Genomic DNA, 17,452 nt, shown 5'->3' with positions numbered 1-17,452 from the left:
TACGTTGTTAACTATCGTCCCGCGCGAGGATGTATTCCTCGAGCAGCTTCTTCTCTTCTCCAGAAAGCGAGCGGCTTTCCAGAAGATCGGCGCGTCGTTCATAGGTCCGACCAAGGGACTGCTGTAAACGCCAACGCCGGATGTGTGCGTGATTGCCACTTAGCAATACGTCGGGAACACGCTGATCCACATACACCTCCGGACGGGTGTAGTGCGGGCAATCCAGCAAACCATCCGTGAAGGAATCTTCCTCCGCGGAGTCCGCATGCCCTAAAGCTCCGGGCAGCAGTCGTGTAACCGCATCTATCAGGACCATCGCCGGCAGCTCGCCGCCAGACAGGACATAGTCCCCAATCGACCACTCTTCATCGACATGAGCTTCAATAAAACGCTCGTCAATGCCTTCATAGCGACCGGCAATCAGGATCAAACTTTCCTCATTCGCCAGTTCGCGTACCGCCGCCTGTTTCAGCTGACGGCCTTGAGGGGACAGGTAAATTACCTTCGCCTTCTCCCCGGCGGCTGCCTTGGCCTGAACCAACGCATCTTCCAGGGGCTTGATCTTCATCACCATGCCCGGGCCACCGCCAAATGGGCGATCGTCCACAGTGTGATGTCGATCCGTCGTGTAGTCTCGCGGGTTCCAACAGGTGAGCTGCAACAGCCCCTGTTTCACCGCCCGACTGGTGATGCCGTACTCGCTGATGGCGGAAAACATCTCGGGAAACAAACTGATCACTTCAATGCGCAAATTAGCCACGCTTAGAAGTCCGCGTCCCATTCCACCTTCATCTCGCCCGCTGCAAGGTCGACGGCCAACACGCATTGCTCGGTATAGGGCAACAGGCGTTCACGGTCATCCAGGCTGCCAGCGCAAGGCTTGACCACCATTACATCATTGGCGCCGGTTTCCAGAAGATGATCGATTTTCCCCAGCAATTGCCCGAGTTGATCAATAACCTTCAGACCTTCGAGCTGGTACCAGTAGTACTCGCCGTCGGTCAATTCAGGGAACAGGTTGCGCGGCACGCAGATCTCATAACCGGCCAGAAGACGAGCTTCTTCACGATCATCAAGACCCTTGAGCTTTGCGACCAGGAACTTGTCGCTCCCGCGTCCACTGACCAGCTCAACCTGCTTCACACTCCCTTCGCGCTTGAGCGTCCAGGTTTTGTACTGCAACAGGTTTTCAGTCGGATCAGTAAAGGAATACACCTTCACTTCGCCGCGAACGCCATGAACAGAGTAAATCTTGCCGATAACGATCAAATCATCAGCAACAGCTGGCGTCGCGTTCATATTGCTCAGGCTGCGGCCTTAGCCGAGTCCTTCAACAGTTTTGCAACGCGCTCGGATGGCTGTGCGCCAACGCTCAGCCAGTAGGCTACGCGCTCTTGGTTCACGGACAGACGAACTTCTTGACCACGAGCAACAGGGTTGAAGAAACCAACCTGTTCCTTGTGCGAACCGTCACGCGGGTTGCGGCTGTCGGTTACGGTCAAGTGGTAAAACGGGCGCTTTTTGGAGCCGCCAAGGGCAAGACGGATTGTTAGCATGTGAACATCGTTCCTGTAGTCGGTGCTGCAAATCTAAATGCACAGCGGGCATAGGTGCCCGAAAGGCCGCATATTCTAAGGAATATCCGGACTTTTGCAAATGTCTTTTTCTGGCGCCTATCAGCGTGCCATTCAGATCTGCTATAGAGCCGTCGGTTAAAACGGCGAGTCAGCGCCCGCCAACGGCGGGTTTGCTGGAGATCCCACATCCTTGTGGGGCGGAGCGCAAGCAAGGCTTGCGCTCGAATACTTTACATTTTAGGCATGCCGCCGCCGGGCAACATACCGCCCATGCCGCGCATCATCTTGGCCATACCGCCCTTGGCGGAGAATTTCTTCATCATCTTCTGCATCTGCTTGTGCTGCTTGATCAAGCGACCGATGTCCTGCACCTGGGTGCCGGAACCCATGGCGATCCGGCGCTTGCGCGAACCGCTGATCAGCTCAGGGTCGCGGCGTTCGGCCGGGGTCATGGAGTTGATGATGGCTTCCATCTGCTTGAACTGTTTCTCTGCCGCGCCCTGGGCGTTGCCCATTTGCGCCAGGTTCACACCGCCGATGTTGGGCAGCTTGTCCATCAGGCCGCCGAGGCCGCCCATGTTCTTCATCTGTTGCAGCTGGTCGCGGAAGTCTTCGAGATCGAAGCCCTTGCCCTTCTTCAGCTTCTTGGCCAGTTTGTCGGCCTTGTCCTTGTCGAGCGTGGCTTCGGCCTGCTCGATCAGGCTGAGCACATCACCCATGCCGAGGATGCGCGAGGCGATACGCTCAGGGTGGAACGGCTCGAGCGCTTCGCTCTTCTCGCCCATACCGATGAACTTGATCGGCTTGCCAGTAATGGCACGTACCGACAGCGCGGCACCGCCACGGGCGTCGCCGTCGACCTTGGTGAGGATCACGCCGGTCAGCGGGAGTGCGTCACCAAAGGCCTTGGCGGTATTGGCCGCATCCTGGCCGGTCATGGCGTCGACCACGAACAGGGTCTCGACCGGGTTGATCGCGGCATGCAGCGCCTTGATCTCGCCCATCATCTCTTCGTCGATGTGCAGGCGACCGGCGGTATCGACGATGACCACGTCGATGAACTTGAGCTTGGCTTCTTTAATAGCCGCGTTGGCGATGTCGACCGGCTTCTGGCTCAGGTCGGACGGGAAGAAGGTCACGCCCACTTCGCCCGCGAGCATTTCCAACTGCTTGATGGCCGCCGGACGGTACACGTCGGCCGACACCACCATCACGGATTTCTTCTTGCGCTCTTTAAGGAAGCGCGCCAGTTTGCCGGCGGTGGTGGTTTTACCCGCACCTTGCAGACCCGCCATCAGCACGACGGCTGGCGGCACGGCGCTGAGGTTCAGGTCTTCGTTGGCCGCGCCCATCAGGCTTTCGAGCTCGGCCTGGACGATCTTCACAAAGGCCTGGCCCGGGGTCAGGCTGCGGGACACTTCGGTGCCGACCGCACGCTCCTTGACCGAGTTGACGAAGTCCTTCACCACCGGCAAAGCCACGTCGGCTTCCAGCAACGCCATGCGCACTTCACGCAGGGTGTCTTTAATATTGTCCTCGGTCAGCTTGGCCTTGCCGGTAACGTGGCGCAGCGTCTGCGAGAGACGGTCAGTCAAGTTTTCAAACATGCGCGATCCTTTCAGGCCCTATTCATCGAAATGCAGGTAGACCGAGGTAATGGCGGCCCAGGCTGGGGGAAATCGCTATTAAAAACAGCGTTCGCCGAGCCTGCGGCGTGGGCAGGTCGCGGATTATAGCGAAGACTGCGCCCATGCACACCCGCTGTCTGGCCCGGGAGTCTTTCGTGCAACGCAGGTGTGTGCCAAACTCAACGCCTTTCGGGCTTGCCTACCAGGATTTATGCTCCCCTTGTCACCCAGTTTGCTACCCAGCCTCGCCGCCGCCATTTTGTATGCCGCTGCGACCCTCTATCAGGGCACTCGTCTGGCCCAAGGCGCCAAAGCGGACAAACGTCTGCTCGTCGGCCTTGGCGTGCTGGCCCTGCTAGCCCATGCCGCCAGCCTGTTCACCCACCTGATGACCCCGGTCGGCCTGGGCCTGGACTTTTTCAGCGCCGCCAGCCTGATCGCCGCGGCCGTCATCGCGCTGACGCTGTTGGCCTGCTACCGGATTCCGGTGGAGAACCTGCTGGTGCTGCTATTCCCCCTGGGAATGCTCACGGTGCTGCTGGCGCAGTTCACCCCCACCGGCACCGTACAGGTGATCGACGAGGAGCCGGGCATCCTCGCTCACATCCTGCTGTCCATCCTCGCCTACGGCATGTTCACCATCGCGGTGTTCCAGGCCCTGCTCCTGCTGCTGCAGGATCACCAGCTCAAGCACAAGCACCCGTCGGGGCTGATCAAGAACTTCCCGCCCCTGCAAACCATGGAAAGCCTGCTGTTCGGGTTCCTGTGGGCCGGCTGGACCCTGCTGTCACTGTCGCTGATCTCCGGCTGGCTGTTCGTCGAAAACCTGTTTGCCCAGCACCTGGTCCATAAAACCTTGCTGGCGTGCCTGGCGTGGGTCGTGTTCAGCGTGCTGCTGTGGGGGCGCAACCGCCTCGGCTGGCGCGGGCACAAGGCCATCCGCTGGACCCTGGCCGGTTTCTGCCTGTTGATGCTGGCCTATTTCGGCAGCAAGCTGGTTCGCGAATACATCCTGCATATCTGACGGGCAGTGATCATGGACAACTTGCCCTTAGGGCCGATGCTCGCCGTAATTGCCCTGCTGATTTTGTGGGCGGCGCTGTTTACTGCCATAGAAGCTGCGCAACAACACCTGCTGGCCCTGAGCCCTGGCACCCGCCAGGGCGACAAGGCGGCCGCCCGCCTGAGCTTCCCGCGCCATAGCCTGATCCTGTGCAACAGCCTGTGTCGCGCCGCCGTGGTGATTCTTTGCACCCTGCTGGCAATCTATGCCTGGGCAGAGAACGGGCCCTGGCTAGGCTGGCTGATTTCCTGCGCAGCGCTGCTGGTGCTGGCCGACTACCTGCCCCGCGCCCTGGCCACCCGTCACCCTCAGGCAGTGCTGGGCTTTGGCAATACATTGCTGGGCGTGCCGCTGAAAATCCTCTACCCCCTGGCCTGGCTGCTCAATGGCATCAGCCTGCTGTTATTGCGCCCGTTTGCACGCAAATCCGGCGTGGCGAAAAACAGCGACGAGCCCCTGCCCGACCATGATGACAACCCAGAGCCCGATACCGACGCCGACCGCACTCCCGGCCTGCCCGGTATCCATGCCCTAGACAACATCACGGTCAACGACATCCTGGTGCCGCGCAGTGAAGTGGACGGCATCAACCTCGATGAGCCAATAGAAAACATCATCGAACAGTTGCGCACCTCGCCGCGCACACGCCTGCCGGTGTTCCACAGCGACATCAACCAGGTGCAGGCCGTGCTCAACACCCGGCAGGTCCAACACCTGCTGCCTGACGCCAGCCTGACCAAAGAGGCCCTGCTCGCTGCCTGCCACGAGCCTTACTTCGTGCCGGAAAGCACGCCGTTGCAGCTGCAACTGCTGAACTTCCACAAACAACAGCGGCGCCTGGGCATGGTAGTGGACGAGTACGGTGAAGTGCTGGGCATCGTCACCCTGGAAGATATTCTGGAAGAGATCGTCGGCGAATTCGAAAGCGATCAGGCGGTGGATAACCCGCATATCGAAGCCCAGCCCGATGGCCGCTACATCATCGACGGCGCCGCTTCGATCCGCGAACTGAACAAAAGCCTGGGCTGGCACCTGCCCAGCGACGGTCCCAAGACCCTCAACGGCCTGGTGACCGAAGCGCTGGAAACCATCCCCGATTGCGCGGTGTGCCTGAAAGTCGGCCGCTATCGCCTGGAAATCCTCGAGACCGAAGACAACCGGGTGAGCAAAGTATTGATCTGGCATACCAGCCACGTGCCAGTGGCCGCCTGACCTCAGCAGGCTCAACCCGGTCAATGTGGGAGCTGGCTTGCCTGCGATGCAGGCGACTCGGTCCTTCAGTTGAACCGAGGGGATGCTATCGCAGGCAAGCCAGCTCCCACATTGATCCAGTTCCAGGCCATAGATCCTCACCAGCCCCTTGTTGGATCCTTAGCCCCCTTCCTATAATCCCTGCGGCTTACCCAAGCCCCGCCCGACCGCGTGCTACCCGCACTCAGCGTGTCCTGGCACCGCCTTACCATGTCCGACCGGCGTTTGCTCCCATCCCGAGCCGCTCCGCGCATAGCCCTGATCCATGGGTGTTCGACCAATAATAATCCGCGTCCAAACGCGCAATAACCGTCAGGGATAACGTTATGAGCACCACCTACCAAGAGGCCGCGAGCGCCGCACCTGCCAACTCGACCGCCCGCGTCGCCACGGCGAGCATCGTCGGCACCGCCATTGAGTTCTACGATTTCTACATCTACGCCACGGCTGCCGCTCTGGTGATCGGCCCGGTGTTTTTCCCACAGACCTCCGGCACCGCACAGATGCTGGCGTCGTTTCTGACCTTCGGCATCGCCTTTATCGCCCGGCCACTGGGGTCGGCGTTGTTCGGTCACTTCGGCGACCGCATCGGCCGTAAATCAACCCTTGTGGCTTCGCTGCTGCTGATGGGGGTGTGCACCACCTTGATCGGCTTGTTGCCGGGCTACGACAGCATCGGCGCCTGGGCCCCGATTCTCTTGTGTGTTTTGCGCTTCGGCCAAGGCCTCGGCCTGGGTGGAGAATGGGGCGGCGCGGCCTTGCTGGCGACCGAGAATGCCCCCAAGGGCAAGCGCGCCTGGTTCGGCATGTTTCCCCAACTGGGCCCGTCGATAGGCTTCCTGGCGGCCAACGGTTTGTTCCTGATTTTGGCCATGAGCCTGAATGACGAGCAATTTCGCAGCTGGGGCTGGCGCATTCCGTTCATCCTCAGCGCCGCGCTGGTGATGGTGGGCCTGTATGCGCGCCTCAAACTGCATGAGACGCCGGTGTTCGCCAATGCAGTGGCCAAGGAAAAACCCGTGAAAGTGCCGCTGGTGGAACTGTTCAGCCAGCATTGGCTGCCGGTACTGCTGGGCGCCGCGTCGATGGTGGTGTGCTATGCGCTGTTCTACATCACCACGGCGTTTTCGTTGAGCTACGGCGTTTCCACCTTGGGCTACAGCCGTGAAACCTTCCTCGGCCTGCTGTGCTTTGCGGTGCTGTTCATGGGGCTGGCAACGCCATTGGCCGCCTTGGCCAGTGATCGCTACGGGCGCAAGCCGGTGCTGATTGTCGGCGCGGTCCTGGCAATTCTGTCGGGCTTTACCATGGAGCCGCTGCTGACCCATGGCTCGACCTGGGCCGTGGCGCTGTTTCTGGCGTTGGAGCTGTTTTTGATGGGCGTGACCTTCGCACCGATGGGCGCCCTGCTGCCGGAATTGTTCCCGACCCGCGTGCGTTATACCGGTGCATCGGCAGCGTATAACCTGGGTGGGATCGTGGGGGCCTCGGCGGCGCCGTTCTTCGCGACCAAGCTGGTGGCGATGGGCGGGCTGAGTTATGTCGGTGGGTATGTGTCGGCGGCAGCGTTGCTGAGTTTGATTGCGGTGCTGTGCCTGAAAGAGACGCGGGATAACGACTTGAACAAGGTCGCCTGACCCCATGCTCGTTCCCACGCTCTGCGTGGGAATGCAGTTAGGGACGCTCTGCGTCCCCAAGCGCGACGCAGAGCGTCACAAGAGGCATTCCCACGCAAAGCGTGGGAACGAGCGTGGCGGCTTAGAGCTCTACAACAACTGCTTGGGAAGCACGGGTCGCCTTGGCACGAGCCGCTTCAATCGACTCGTCCCGCGCCAGTGCCACGCCCATGCGGCGCTGGCCGTTCACTTCAGGTTTGCCAAACAGACGCAACGCTGTATCCGGCTCGCTCAGCGCGGCGCCGAGGTTGGCGAATGCGGTCTGGGTGGACTGCCCTTCCACCAGGATCACCGCAGACGCCGAAGGCCCGAACTGACGGATCAACGGGATCGGCAGGCCGAGGATGGCGCGCGCGTGCAAGGCAAACTGCGACAGGTCCTGAGAAATCAGGGTCACCAGGCCAGTGTCATGGGGGCGCGGCGACACTTCGCTGAACCACACCTGATCGCCTTTGATGAACAACTCCACACCAAACAGACCACGACCGCCCAAGGCTTCGGTCACGGCTTTGGCTACGCGCTCTGACTCTGCCAGGGCAATAGGGCTCATGGCCTGCGGCTGCCAGGACTCCTGATAGTCGCCCTTCTCCTGGCGATGCCCTACCGGCGCGCAGAAGGTGGTACCGCCGATGTGGCGCACGGTCAGCAGGGTGATTTCGTAGTCGAAGTCGATAAAACCTTCGATGATCACCCGGCCCTTGCCGGCACGCCCGCCCTCTTGGGCGTAGTCCCAGGCTTTCTGCACGTCATCAGTGCTGCGCAACAGGCTCTGGCCCTTGCCCGACGAACTCATCACCGGCTTGACCACGCACGGGAAGCCCAGGTCCTGGACAGCCTTACTGTAGGCTTCGAAGGTGTCGGCGAAGTGGTACGGCGAGGTCGGCAGGTCCAGTTCTTCGGCGGCCAGGCGACGGATGCCTTCACGGTTCATGGTCAACGACGTGGCGCGGGCGGTCGGAATGACGGTAAAGCCTTCGGCCTCTAGTTCCACCAGGGTCGCGGTGGCGATGGCTTCGATTTCCGGCACGATAAAGTGCGGTTTCTCCGCCTCGATCACCGCACGCAATGCGGCCCCGTCAAGCATGTTGATCACATGGCTACGGTGCGCCACCTGCATGGCCGGCGCGTTGGCGTAGCGATCCACGGCAATCACTTCAACGCCCAGGCGTTGCAGTTCGATTACCACTTCCTTGCCCAGCTCACCGCAGCCACACAGCAAAACGCGGGTCGCGGTTGGCGACAATGGAGTTCCGATTCGGGTCATCTCAGGTCCTCAGGGGAGCGGATCATGGGGGAGAAAGGCCGGCATTTTACATGAACTGTAAAAATTGGCCTCAGTTGGCGACAGCCCGCCGGCGGATGCGCCAGGCCATGATCAGCCAGACCACGGTGACACCGGCGAACTTGGACACCAACGCCGTGCCCGCCACCGCCGGCGTCAGTGCGCCGATCAGGCCGAAAAAGATAAAGGTATCGAGGGGAATGCTCAGCGCCGAACTTATCCACAGGCGGTCATGCAGCGGGCGCTTGGTGATGCTGAACACCAGCCAGTCGATGCATTCGGACACCGCAAACGCCGTGGCACTGGCCAGGGCGATGGACGGGTCGGAGGTGATATAGGACAGCACCAGTGCCGCCAGCATGGCGATGATTGCGCCATGGCCGAAGCGGGTTTGCACCATGTCGCGCAGGATAAATACCAGGCCGCCCCAGGCGGACCAGATGATGTCCAGGTGTGGGGCGGTGGAGAAGGCGAAGTTGATCAGCACGACGCTGCTGATGTAGGCGATCAGGAAAAACATGGAGGATGGACCTGTGGGCAATGCCGCACAGGGTACACAATTACAAGGATGTCGTCTGGCAGGGCCTCATCGCAGGCAAGCCAGCTCCCACATGTGAGGGTATTCACACATCAAGGGTGGGAGCTGGCTTGCCTGCGATGGCGGCCTGTCAGGCGCCAGATTTCCCAGGGGTCATCCACACCATCCCACTCGCCACCGCCCGCTCATGGCACAACCCCAGCACCACCCGGCGCTCGGCGTTGTCCATGCGGCTCCAGCGCGTGATTTCATCCACATTGCGCTGGCAGCCGGTGCAGATATCGTCATCATTCAGTGCGCAAATGCTGACGCAGGGCGAGGCGACCGGTCGTTCAATCGTGCTCATTCCTGCTCGACCAGGTCACGGGCATAACGCTGCGAGTTATGCACATAGTGCGCGGCGCTGGCTTCAAGCATGCGCTTTTGCGCATCGGTCAGCTCACGCACCACTTTGCCCGGCGAGCCCATGACCAGCGAGCCGTCGGGGATTTCCTTGCCTTCACCGATCAGCGAGTTGGCGCCGATGATGCAGTGCTTGCCGATCTTGGCGCCGTTGAGGATCACTGCGTTGATACCGATCAGGCTGTAGTCGTCGACGGTGCAGCCGTGCAGCATGGCGTTATGGCCAATGGTCACGCCGGTGCCAAGGGTCAGCGGGTAGCCCATGTCGGTGTGCATCACGCTGCCGTCCTGCACGTTGCTGTTCTTGCCGATCAGGATCAGCTCGTTATCGCCACGCAACACCGCGTTGAACCAGACGTTGGCGCCCTCCTCCAGCTTGACCTTGCCCACCAGCGTGGCATTCGGTGCAACCCAACTGTTGGGATGGGTCTCGACGCGGGCGTCGCCCAGGCGGTATTTCATGGTTTTTCCTCACGGCATGCCATTTAAACGATGGCTTATAGATTGATGAAGCTCTTGGGCGGATGGTGCAGGCTGATCTTGGCATCGTCATAGAGCAGGTTGATCAGCTCGACAATCATGATTGCCGTCAGCCCCCAGATTTTGTATTCACCGAACCGGTAGCTGGGCACATACCAACTGCGGCCCTGGTAATCAATGCGATGGGTATGTTCGCGTGGGTCCTGTCGGAAAAAGTCCAAAGGCACGCTGAAAACGGCGGCAATCTCGGCGTCGTTGGCCAGGTATTCGACGTAATCGGGGACCACGCCCACATAGGGCGTTACGCGGATGCCGTGCAGGGAAATCAGCGGGCTCAACGGGCCGATGACTTCAACCAGCCCCGGCGGCAGGCCGATTTCTTCTTCGGCTTCGCGCAAGGCGGTAAAGATCAGGTCCGGGTCTTCGGGGTCGCGGCGCCCGCCGGGAAAGGCCACTTCGCCACCGTGGGTCGACAGGCCGCTGGCGCGCAGGGTCAGGATCAGCTCGGGTTCGTCACTGCGGGTAATCGGCACCAGCACCGCAGCCTCGGGGAAACGCCCGTCGGTTTCCAGAGTGTGGGGGGTGTGATTGCTTACCCGGCGAAGTAGCTCGTCCAGCATGAGTCATCTCGGTCTGTTGGCTACCTTGCATCATGCACCAAAGCGTGCGAGCGCCCAACCCCAAAACCGCAGCGCTGTCGCGAAACGACAACTTGCAGGAACGCCCGGCACCGAGCCAAGATGTGCCCATTGTCCAGGAACCCCAGCATGAATTTCTGCAGCCAGTGCGGCAAACCGGTAACCCAACGCATTCCCGAAGGCGACGCACGCCTGCGCTATGTATGCGACCACTGCTCGACCATTCATTACCAGAACCCCAATATCGTCGCCGGTACCGTGCCGGTATGGGGCGACCAAGTGCTGCTGTGCCGCCGCGCCATCGAGCCACGCCTGGGTTACTGGACCCTGCCCGCAGGCTTTATGGAAAATGGCGAGACCGTCGAACAGGCCGCCATGCGTGAAACCCTGGAAGAAGCCTGCGCCCGGGTGCGCAACCTGAGCATCTATACCCTGATCAACGTGCCGCACATCAGCCAGGTGCATATCTTCTACCGCGCCGAACTGATCGACCTGGACTTCGCCGCTGGCCAGGAGAGCCTGGAAGTGAGGCTGTTCGACGAAGCCGATATCCCTTGGTCCGAGCTGGCTTTCCGCACGGTCGGGCGTACCTTAGAATGCTTCTTCGCTGACCGTCGTCAACAGGCGTACCCGGTACGTAGCGAATCTGTGCCACCGCTGTCCAAGCCCGCCCAATAACAAGCCGGCCGATCGTCGCCAAAGGGATACCGTTTCAATGCGTTGGTTGCTTGCTCTGATCTGCCTGTCGTTCGCCACGCTGTCCCCGGCCTCCACGGTGCAAACCCTTGGCGGTAAAACGGTCGAGAAAGTCCTGGTACTCAAGTCCGCCCACCAACTGCAGCTGATCAACGACGGCAAGCCGTTCAAGACCTATCGCATTTCCCTGGGCAAGAACCCCAAGGGCCACAAGCTGATCGAAGGCGACCGCCGCACACCCGAAGGCCTCTACTGGATCGACTGGCGCAAGACCAGCGACCGCTTCAACCTGGCCATGCACATTTCCTACCCGAACATCAGCGACGCCGCCCGCGCCCGCCGCGAAGGCGTGAAGCCGGGCAGCATGATCATGATCCACGGCACCCCCGACACCGAAGACTACCCGGAACAGTGGTTCCACACCCTGGACTGGACCGACGGCTGCATCGGCATGCGCAATGTGGATATGCGCGAAGTGTGGAATCTGGTCAAAGACGGCACCCTCATCGAGATTCGGCCGTAATCGCGTGCCGTTCGTAAAATAATTCGAAAATAATTCCTGCCCCAGGCAGCGCCTGCCGGTGAATACCAGTTCACCGCGCGGGACCCTGCACTTGTGCGCGCCACAAAGACCTCTCTAATACCACTTGATACCAAGCTCCATTAAAGCGCCCTGAAACCGGGATTCGCACCGTTTTGGTAGCATTGACATGGTATTTAAGTGGTATTAGTTTTCGGCCATTACCGGGCGACAACACTCCAATAACGCATCGGAAACCTGACAGATGAACCCCATCCTGGCCCTGCGCCCCGACGATAAGCAATCCACGCCGCTGTACCTGCAACTGGCCCGCAGCCTTGAAGCAGCGATCCATGCCGGCCAGTGGAAATCCGAACAGGCCCTGCCTTCGGAACGCGCCCTCAGCGAGCAACTGAGCATCTCGCGGGTCACCGCCCGTAAAGCGCTGGAAGTGTTGTTGGCTCAAGGCCTGATCCGTCGCAGCCAAGGCTCCGGCACCTTCATCACGCCGCGCCTGGAACAACCCTTGTCACGCCTGTCGGGGTTCAGCGAAATGCTGCGGCTCAAGGGGTTTGTGCCCACGTCTCAGTGGTTGGAGCGCGACATCACCCCGCCGACCCATGAAGAACTGATCCGCCTGGGCCTGTCGCCCACCGACAAAGTGGCGCGCCTCAAGCGACTGCGCAAAGCCGATGACACGGTGATGGCGATTGAAATGACCGCCATGCCGGCCTCGGTGTTGCCCCATCCCCAGGCCATCGGCAATTCGTTGTACGAATACCTGGAAAGCATCGGCAAGCCCATCGTACGCGCCTTGCAGCATATCCAGGCGATCAATGCCTCGGATGAGTTCGCCGCGCTGGTCGGCATCGCCCCCGGCACCGCCATGCTGCTGATGACCCGCGTGGGCTATACCGCCGATAACACGCCGATTGAAATCACCGACACCTACTGCCGCAACGATTACTACGACTTTGTCGCAGAACTGCGCCGCCATGATTATTCCGCCGAATTGCGAACTTAGAGAACTGCCCATGACTGAAGACAATATCCTCACGCCCAGCGGCTGGATGCGTGGTCGCCTGGTGCACGAGCACGGCAAGGTTGTCGCCATTGACGGCACGCCGTGCGACCCGGCCGACAACGACCTGCCCTACCTGCTGCCGGGCTTTATCGACCTGCATGTGCATGGCGGTGGCGGCGCCGACATCATGGAAGGTGCGGGCGCCTTCGAGACCATTACCCGTACCCACGTGCGTTTTGGCACCACCTCGCTGCTGGCCACCACCATGACGGCGCCGGTGGAAGAAATCTCCCGGGTGCTTGGTGAGCTCGGCACGTTCTGCGAACAGCGCCCAGCCGGCAGCGCCCGCGTACTCGGCGTGCACCTGGAAGGCCCCTACATCAATCCGGGCAAACTCGGCGCCCAACCCAACTTCGCCCACACCGCGTTGATGGCCGAAGTGGAAGCCTACCTGCGCCTGGCGCCGATCCGGGTGATCACCATCGCCCCGGAAATCGCCGGCCACGACGGCCTGATCCGCGCCCTCAGCGAACGCGGCGTGCGCATGCAGATCGGCCATACCCTGGGCAGCTATGAAGAAGGCGTTGCCGCCCTGGCCGCTGGCGCCACCAGTTTCACCCACTTGTACAACGCCATGAGCCCGCTGCATCACCGCGAACCCGGCATCGTCGGCGCCGCGCTGGCCCACGCCCAGTACGCCGAGCTGATCCCGGACTTGCTGCATGTGCACCCTGGCGCCATGCGCGTGGCGTTGCGCTCGATTCCCTGCCTGTATTGCGTCACCGACTCCACCGCCGCCGCCGGCATGCCCGACGGCGAGTACAAGCTGGGCAGCCACACCGTGACCAAATGCCTGGGCGGCGTGCGCCTGGCCGATGGCACCCTGGCCGGCAGCACCCTGACCATGGACCAGGCGCTGCGCAACCTGGTGAAAATCGGCCTGCCCATCAGTGAAGCCTCACAACGCCTGTCGCAATTTCCTGCGGACTACCTGGGCTTGCAAGAGCGCGGCCGCCTGCAACCGGGCAGCTTTGCCGACTGCGTGCGCCTGGACCGCTCCCTGACACTCACCGACGTAATGGTCGAAGGAGACACCATTGACTTCAAAAATGCTTGAAGAGGCCCTGGCCTCCTGCGACGCCGTCGCGGCCCAACTGCAGCGCCTGGACCCGATGCTGGAAGAAGTCGCCGGCCGCCTGCGCCGCCAGCCGCCGCAAGTGGCGATGACCATCGCCCGCGGCAGCTCCGACCATGCCGCCAGCTACTTCGCCTACCTGGCCATGCAACACGTGGGCATTCCGGTGGCGTCGCTGCCAATGTCGGTGGTGACCCTGTTGCAGGCGCCGATGAAAGTCAGCGGCCAAGTGGCGTTTGGTTTCTCTCAATCGGGGCAGAGCCCGGACCTGGTCAACAGCCTGCGCCTGCTACGCAAGCGGGGTGCCTTGAGCATCTCGATGGTCAACGCCGAAGACTCACCGCTGGAAGCCGCCTGCGAGTTCCACGTGCCGCTGTGCGCCGGGCCGGAACTCAGCGTGGCCGCCACCAAGAGCTTTATCGCCACCCTCAGCGCCAGTGCACAGTTGATCGGCCACTGGAATCAAGAAGCCGACTTGCTGCAAGCCTGTCAGGCCTTACCCGAGGGCCTGCGTGACGCCGCCAGACAGGATTGGCGCCTGGCCGTCGACGCCCTCAAAGGCAGCCAGCGCTTGATGGTGATCGGCCGTGGCGCCGGGTTTGCCATCGCCCAGGAAGCCGCGCTCAAGCTCAAGGAAACCTCGGCGATCCAGGCCGAAGCCTTCAGCAGCGCCGAAGTGCGCCACGGGCCGATGGCCTTGATCGACGAGAACTACCCTCTGCTGGTGTTCGCCCCACGCGGCGCCGAGCAGGCCGGCCTGCTGAGCCTGGCCGCCGACATGCGCCAACGCGGCGCCCGCGTGCTGCTGGCCGCGCCGGACGATATCGCCGAACGCGACCTGACGCTGAGCCGCGCCGAACACCCGAGCCTGGACCCGATCCTGGCGATCCAGAGCTTCTACGTGATGGCCGCCGGCCTGGCGCAGGCACGGGGCATGGACCCGGACCAGCCGCGCCACCTGAGCAAAGTCACCCGCACGCACTAAAGCGGCGTTTTCCTGATGAGTACCGTGCCCATGCCCAACAACAATAATCCATTGACCCTTAGCGCCCCCTTGAGTGGGCCGGTGCTGGCCCTGAACCGCGTCCCCGACGAAGTGTTCGCCAGCGGCGCCATGGGCGACGGTATCGCTATCGACCCGCTGAACGACTGCCTGCAGGCGCCCTGTGACGGCGTGATCATCCACGTCGCCCGCACCGGGCACGCCCTGACCATCCGCGCTGATAACGGTGCCGAAGTACTGATGCATGTGGGCATCGACACCGTGGAACTCAATGGCGAAGGCTTTGCCTTGCTGGTGAAGGAAGGCGCACGGGTGAGCGAGGGTCAGCCGTTGGTGCAGTTTGATCTGGACCGCATTGCGCGCCAGTGCAAGAGCCTGGTGAGCTTGATCATCCTGACCAACAGTGAGCGCTTTGAGCTGCAACCGATTGCAGGCAAGACGGTGAAGGTCGGTGACGCGCTGATGCGGATTGCCGTGCGCACATCCGCACCGGTTAACACCGCTGTGGATAACTCGGACGCGCAAGTGAGCGCTACAGTGCGCATCACACACCGTGGCGGATTGCATGCACGCCCTGCTGCACTGATCCGCAAGACTGCTCAGGGTTTCAGCAGCCAGTCACAGCTGCACTTCGGTGATAAGACGGCGGCTTGCGACAGCTTGATCGGCCTGATGGGGCTGGGTATTGGTGAAGGTGACGAGGTACGGGTGAGCTGTCGCGGCAAGGATGGCGAGGCGGCGTTACAGGCATTGGTCGCCGCGCTGTCCGTGGCGATCCACGAGGAACACCACACGCCGGTCGCCGCCACACCACGCCGGGCGAATACCGAAGCCAATGTGCTGCAAGGCGTCTGCGCCGCGCCGGGCTTGGTATGTGGGCCGCTGTTCCGCCTGGCGGGCATCGAGTTGCCGGAAGATACCGACACCCATAACGTCGACGAACAACTGCAAAGACTGGATGTGGCTCTTGAGCAAGTGCGTGGCGAAATCCGCAACACTCTGGAACTGGCCCGCCAACGCAAGAACGTCGAAGAAGAGGAGATCTTCGCCGCGCACCTCGCCCTGCTGGAAGACCCGACGTTACTCGACGCCGCCAGCGCAACCATCGAACAGGGCAGCGCCGCCACCCACGCCTGGCGGGATGCGATCCAGGCCCAGTGCGCCGTGCTGCTGGCATTGGGCAAGCCACTGTTTGCCGAGCGCGCCAACGACCTGCGCGACCTGCAACAACGGGTGCTAAGGGCGTTGCTGGGTGAAGCCTGGCATTTCGAATTGCCGGCGGGGGCGATTGTCAGTGCCCATGAGCTGACACCTTCGGACCTCCTGCAATTGAGCGCGCAACAGGCTGCGGGCATCTGCATGGCCGAAGGCGGTGCGACCTCCCATGTGGCGATTCTGGCCCGGGGCAAAGGCCTGCCATGTCTCGTCGCCCTGGGCAATGAAGTGCTCGACGTACCCCAAGGCCAACGGGTGGTGCTCGATGCCGCCAACGGCCGCCTGGAACTGGCCCCCAGCGAAGCGCGCCACGCCGAAGTTCACCAGATTCGCGAAACACAGAAGTTGCGACGCCAGCAGCAACAGGTCCAAGCCCGGCAATCGGCGAACACCACTGACGGCGTGACGGTTGAAGTCGCGGCGAATGTCGCCTCCAGCGCCGAAGCCCAAGTGGCGTTTGACAACGGCGCCGACGGCGTCGGCCTGCTGCGCACCGAATTCCTCTTCGTCGACCGTCGCACCGCGCCGGATGAGCAAGAACAGCGCCAGGCTTATCAGGCTGTGCTGGATGCCATGGGCGACAAGTCGGTGATCATCCGCACCATCGATGTGGGCGGCGACAAGCAGCTCGACTACCTGCCGCTGCCCGTCGAGGCCAACCCGGTACTGGGCCTGCGCGGTATTCGCATGGCTCAGGTACGCCCGGAACTGCTCGACCAGCAACTGCGCGCCCTGCTGCAAGTTACCCCGCTGGCGCGTTGCCGCATCCTGCTGCCGATGGTCAGCGAGGTGGATGAACTGCTGCAGATCCGCCAGCGCCTGGATGAACTGTGCGCGGAGTTGGAGCTGACGCAACGCCCCGAACTGGGCGTGATGATTGAAGTGCCCGCCGCCGCGCTGATGGCTGAACAGTTGGCTGAACACGCGGACTTTTTGTCCATCGGCACCAATGACCTGTCCCAGTACACCCTGGCCATGGACCGCGACCACGCAGGCTTGGCCGCCCGTGTTGACGCGCTGCACCCGGCGCTGCTGCGGCTGATCGCCCAGACCTGCGCCGGTGCGGCGAAACACGGCCGTTGGGTCGGCGTGTGCGGTGCCCTGGCGTCGGACCCGCTGGCCACGCCAGTACTGGTTGGCCTGGGAGTCACCGAGCTGTCGGTAAGCCCGCCGCAGATCGGCGAAATCAAGGACCGCGTCCGCCACCTGGACGCGGCGCAATGCCGGCAACGGAGCCTTGAGCTGCTCGACCTGAGCAGCGCCAAGGCCGTTCGCCAAGCCTGTCAACACCACTGGCCGCTGAGCTGAAAACAACAAGAATAGG

18 protein-coding genes are annotated in these 17,452 nt (G+C 61.9%); 9 read left to right on the top strand and 9 right to left on the bottom strand.

All coding sequences use genetic code 11. From position 1 onward, the window contains the following. Nucleotides 1-7: 7 nt before the first annotated feature. The 4 genes from trmD to ffh all read right to left on the bottom strand — a co-directional run bounded on the left by trmD (nt 8) and on the right by ffh (nt 3,184). The gene (trmD, locus tag BT199_RS16850) at nt 8-781 is read right to left on the bottom strand and encodes a tRNA (guanosine(37)-N1)-methyltransferase TrmD (RefSeq protein ID WP_153475158.1); all 774 of its coding nucleotides are present in this window, start codon (nt 779-781) and stop codon (nt 8-10) included. Beyond that, complete coding sequence (gene rimM, locus BT199_RS16845; RefSeq protein ID WP_003175898.1) at nt 763-1,299, bottom strand: ribosome maturation factor RimM; 537 nt, start codon at nt 1,297-1,299, stop codon at nt 763-765. The genes trmD and rimM overlap by 19 nt, the downstream gene beginning before the upstream one ends. 5 nt (nt 1,300-1,304) lie before the next feature. Continuing rightward, complete coding sequence (gene rpsP / locus BT199_RS16840) at nt 1,305-1,556, bottom strand: 30S ribosomal protein S16 (RefSeq protein WP_003175899.1); 252 nt, start codon at nt 1,554-1,556, stop codon at nt 1,305-1,307. A 251-nt stretch (nt 1,557-1,807) separates the two neighbouring features. Next, complete coding sequence (gene ffh / locus BT199_RS16835; RefSeq protein WP_003193965.1) at nt 1,808-3,184, bottom strand: signal recognition particle protein; 1,377 nt, start codon at nt 3,182-3,184, stop codon at nt 1,808-1,810. Nucleotides 3,185-3,416: 232 nt separating this feature from the next. On the opposite strand from ffh, the gene BT199_RS16830 reads away from it, so the two are divergent. From BT199_RS16830 to BT199_RS16820, 3 genes are all read left to right on the top strand, one after another. Further along, complete coding sequence (locus BT199_RS16830) at nt 3,417-4,229, top strand: cytochrome C assembly family protein (RefSeq protein WP_003193966.1); 813 nt, start codon at nt 3,417-3,419, stop codon at nt 4,227-4,229. Between the two features lie 12 nt (nt 4,230-4,241). After that, nucleotides 4,242-5,480 (top strand): transporter associated domain-containing protein, encoded by a 1,239-nt coding sequence (locus BT199_RS16825; protein WP_072435084.1) that lies wholly within the window; start codon nt 4,242-4,244, stop codon nt 5,478-5,480. 365 nt (nt 5,481-5,845) lie between these two features. Next, nucleotides 5,846-7,156 carry an MFS transporter gene (locus BT199_RS16820; RefSeq protein ID WP_003193968.1) on the top strand — a complete coding sequence of 437 codons (1,311 nt, stop codon included), beginning with the start codon at nt 5,846-5,848 and terminating at the stop codon, nt 7,154-7,156. Nucleotides 7,157-7,277: 121 nt separating this feature from the next. On the opposite strand, the gene purT is transcribed toward BT199_RS16820, so the two are convergent. The 5 genes from purT to BT199_RS16795 all read right to left on the bottom strand — a co-directional run bounded on the left by purT (nt 7,278) and on the right by BT199_RS16795 (nt 10,517). Further along, nucleotides 7,278-8,459, bottom strand: coding sequence for a formate-dependent phosphoribosylglycinamide formyltransferase (gene purT / locus BT199_RS16815; protein WP_072435082.1), 1,182 nt, complete (start codon nt 8,457-8,459; stop codon nt 7,278-7,280). Between the two features lie 70 nt (nt 8,460-8,529). Next, entirely contained in the window at nt 8,530-8,997 is a 468-nt protein-coding gene (locus BT199_RS16810; RefSeq protein WP_014719786.1) for a preQ0 transporter, read from the bottom strand. A gap of 148 nt (nt 8,998-9,145) precedes the next feature. Beyond that, nucleotides 9,146-9,361, bottom strand: coding sequence for a DUF1289 domain-containing protein (locus BT199_RS16805; RefSeq protein ID WP_014719787.1), 216 nt, complete (start codon nt 9,359-9,361; stop codon nt 9,146-9,148). Continuing rightward, nucleotides 9,358-9,879 (bottom strand): gamma carbonic anhydrase family protein, encoded by a 522-nt coding sequence (locus tag BT199_RS16800; RefSeq protein ID WP_072435080.1) that lies wholly within the window; start codon nt 9,877-9,879, stop codon nt 9,358-9,360. Before BT199_RS16800 ends, BT199_RS16805 begins: the two co-directional genes overlap by 4 nt. Before the next feature lie 35 nt (nt 9,880-9,914). Next, nucleotides 9,915-10,517, bottom strand: coding sequence for a CoA pyrophosphatase (locus tag BT199_RS16795; RefSeq protein ID WP_014719789.1), 603 nt, complete (start codon nt 10,515-10,517; stop codon nt 9,915-9,917). Nucleotides 10,518-10,664: 147 nt separating this feature from the next. Here BT199_RS16795 and BT199_RS16790 point away from each other — a divergent pair, with 147 nt between their 5' ends. The 6 genes from BT199_RS16790 to ptsP all read left to right on the top strand — a co-directional run bounded on the left by BT199_RS16790 (nt 10,665) and on the right by ptsP (nt 17,436). Then, nucleotides 10,665-11,213, top strand: coding sequence for an NUDIX hydrolase (locus BT199_RS16790; RefSeq protein ID WP_003193976.1), 549 nt, complete (start codon nt 10,665-10,667; stop codon nt 11,211-11,213). A 37-nt stretch (nt 11,214-11,250) separates the two neighbouring features. Beyond that, the gene (locus BT199_RS16785) at nt 11,251-11,754 is read left to right on the top strand and encodes a L,D-transpeptidase family protein (protein WP_014719790.1); all 504 of its coding nucleotides are present in this window, start codon (nt 11,251-11,253) and stop codon (nt 11,752-11,754) included. A gap of 262 nt (nt 11,755-12,016) precedes the next feature. Beyond that, a complete protein-coding gene (locus BT199_RS16780; protein ID WP_003193978.1) occupies nt 12,017-12,775 on the top strand; it encodes a GntR family transcriptional regulator in 759 nt (252 codons plus the stop codon). Nucleotides 12,776-12,785: 10 nt separating this feature from the next. Beyond that, nucleotides 12,786-13,892 carry an N-acetylglucosamine-6-phosphate deacetylase gene (gene nagA, locus BT199_RS16775; protein WP_072435079.1) on the top strand — a complete coding sequence of 369 codons (1,107 nt, stop codon included), beginning with the start codon at nt 12,786-12,788 and terminating at the stop codon, nt 13,890-13,892. Further along, nucleotides 13,873-14,895 (top strand): SIS domain-containing protein, encoded by a 1,023-nt coding sequence (locus BT199_RS16770; protein ID WP_139271615.1) that lies wholly within the window; start codon nt 13,873-13,875, stop codon nt 14,893-14,895. The genes nagA and BT199_RS16770 overlap by 20 nt, the downstream gene beginning before the upstream one ends. A gap of 30 nt (nt 14,896-14,925) precedes the next feature. Beyond that, on the top strand, nt 14,926-17,436 hold the full coding sequence (ptsP, locus tag BT199_RS16765; RefSeq protein ID WP_014719793.1) for a phosphoenolpyruvate--protein phosphotransferase: 2,511 nt from the start codon (nt 14,926-14,928) through the stop codon (nt 17,434-17,436). Nucleotides 17,437-17,452: the final 16 nt, after the last annotated feature.

The organism is Pseudomonas sp. NFR02, assembly GCF_900119375.1.
In the GTDB taxonomy this organism is placed as follows: domain Bacteria; phylum Pseudomonadota; class Gammaproteobacteria; order Pseudomonadales; family Pseudomonadaceae; genus Aquipseudomonas; species Aquipseudomonas paracarnis.
Note: the sequence above shows the minus strand (reverse complement) of the source record. Positions and strands in the feature narration are given on the sequence as shown.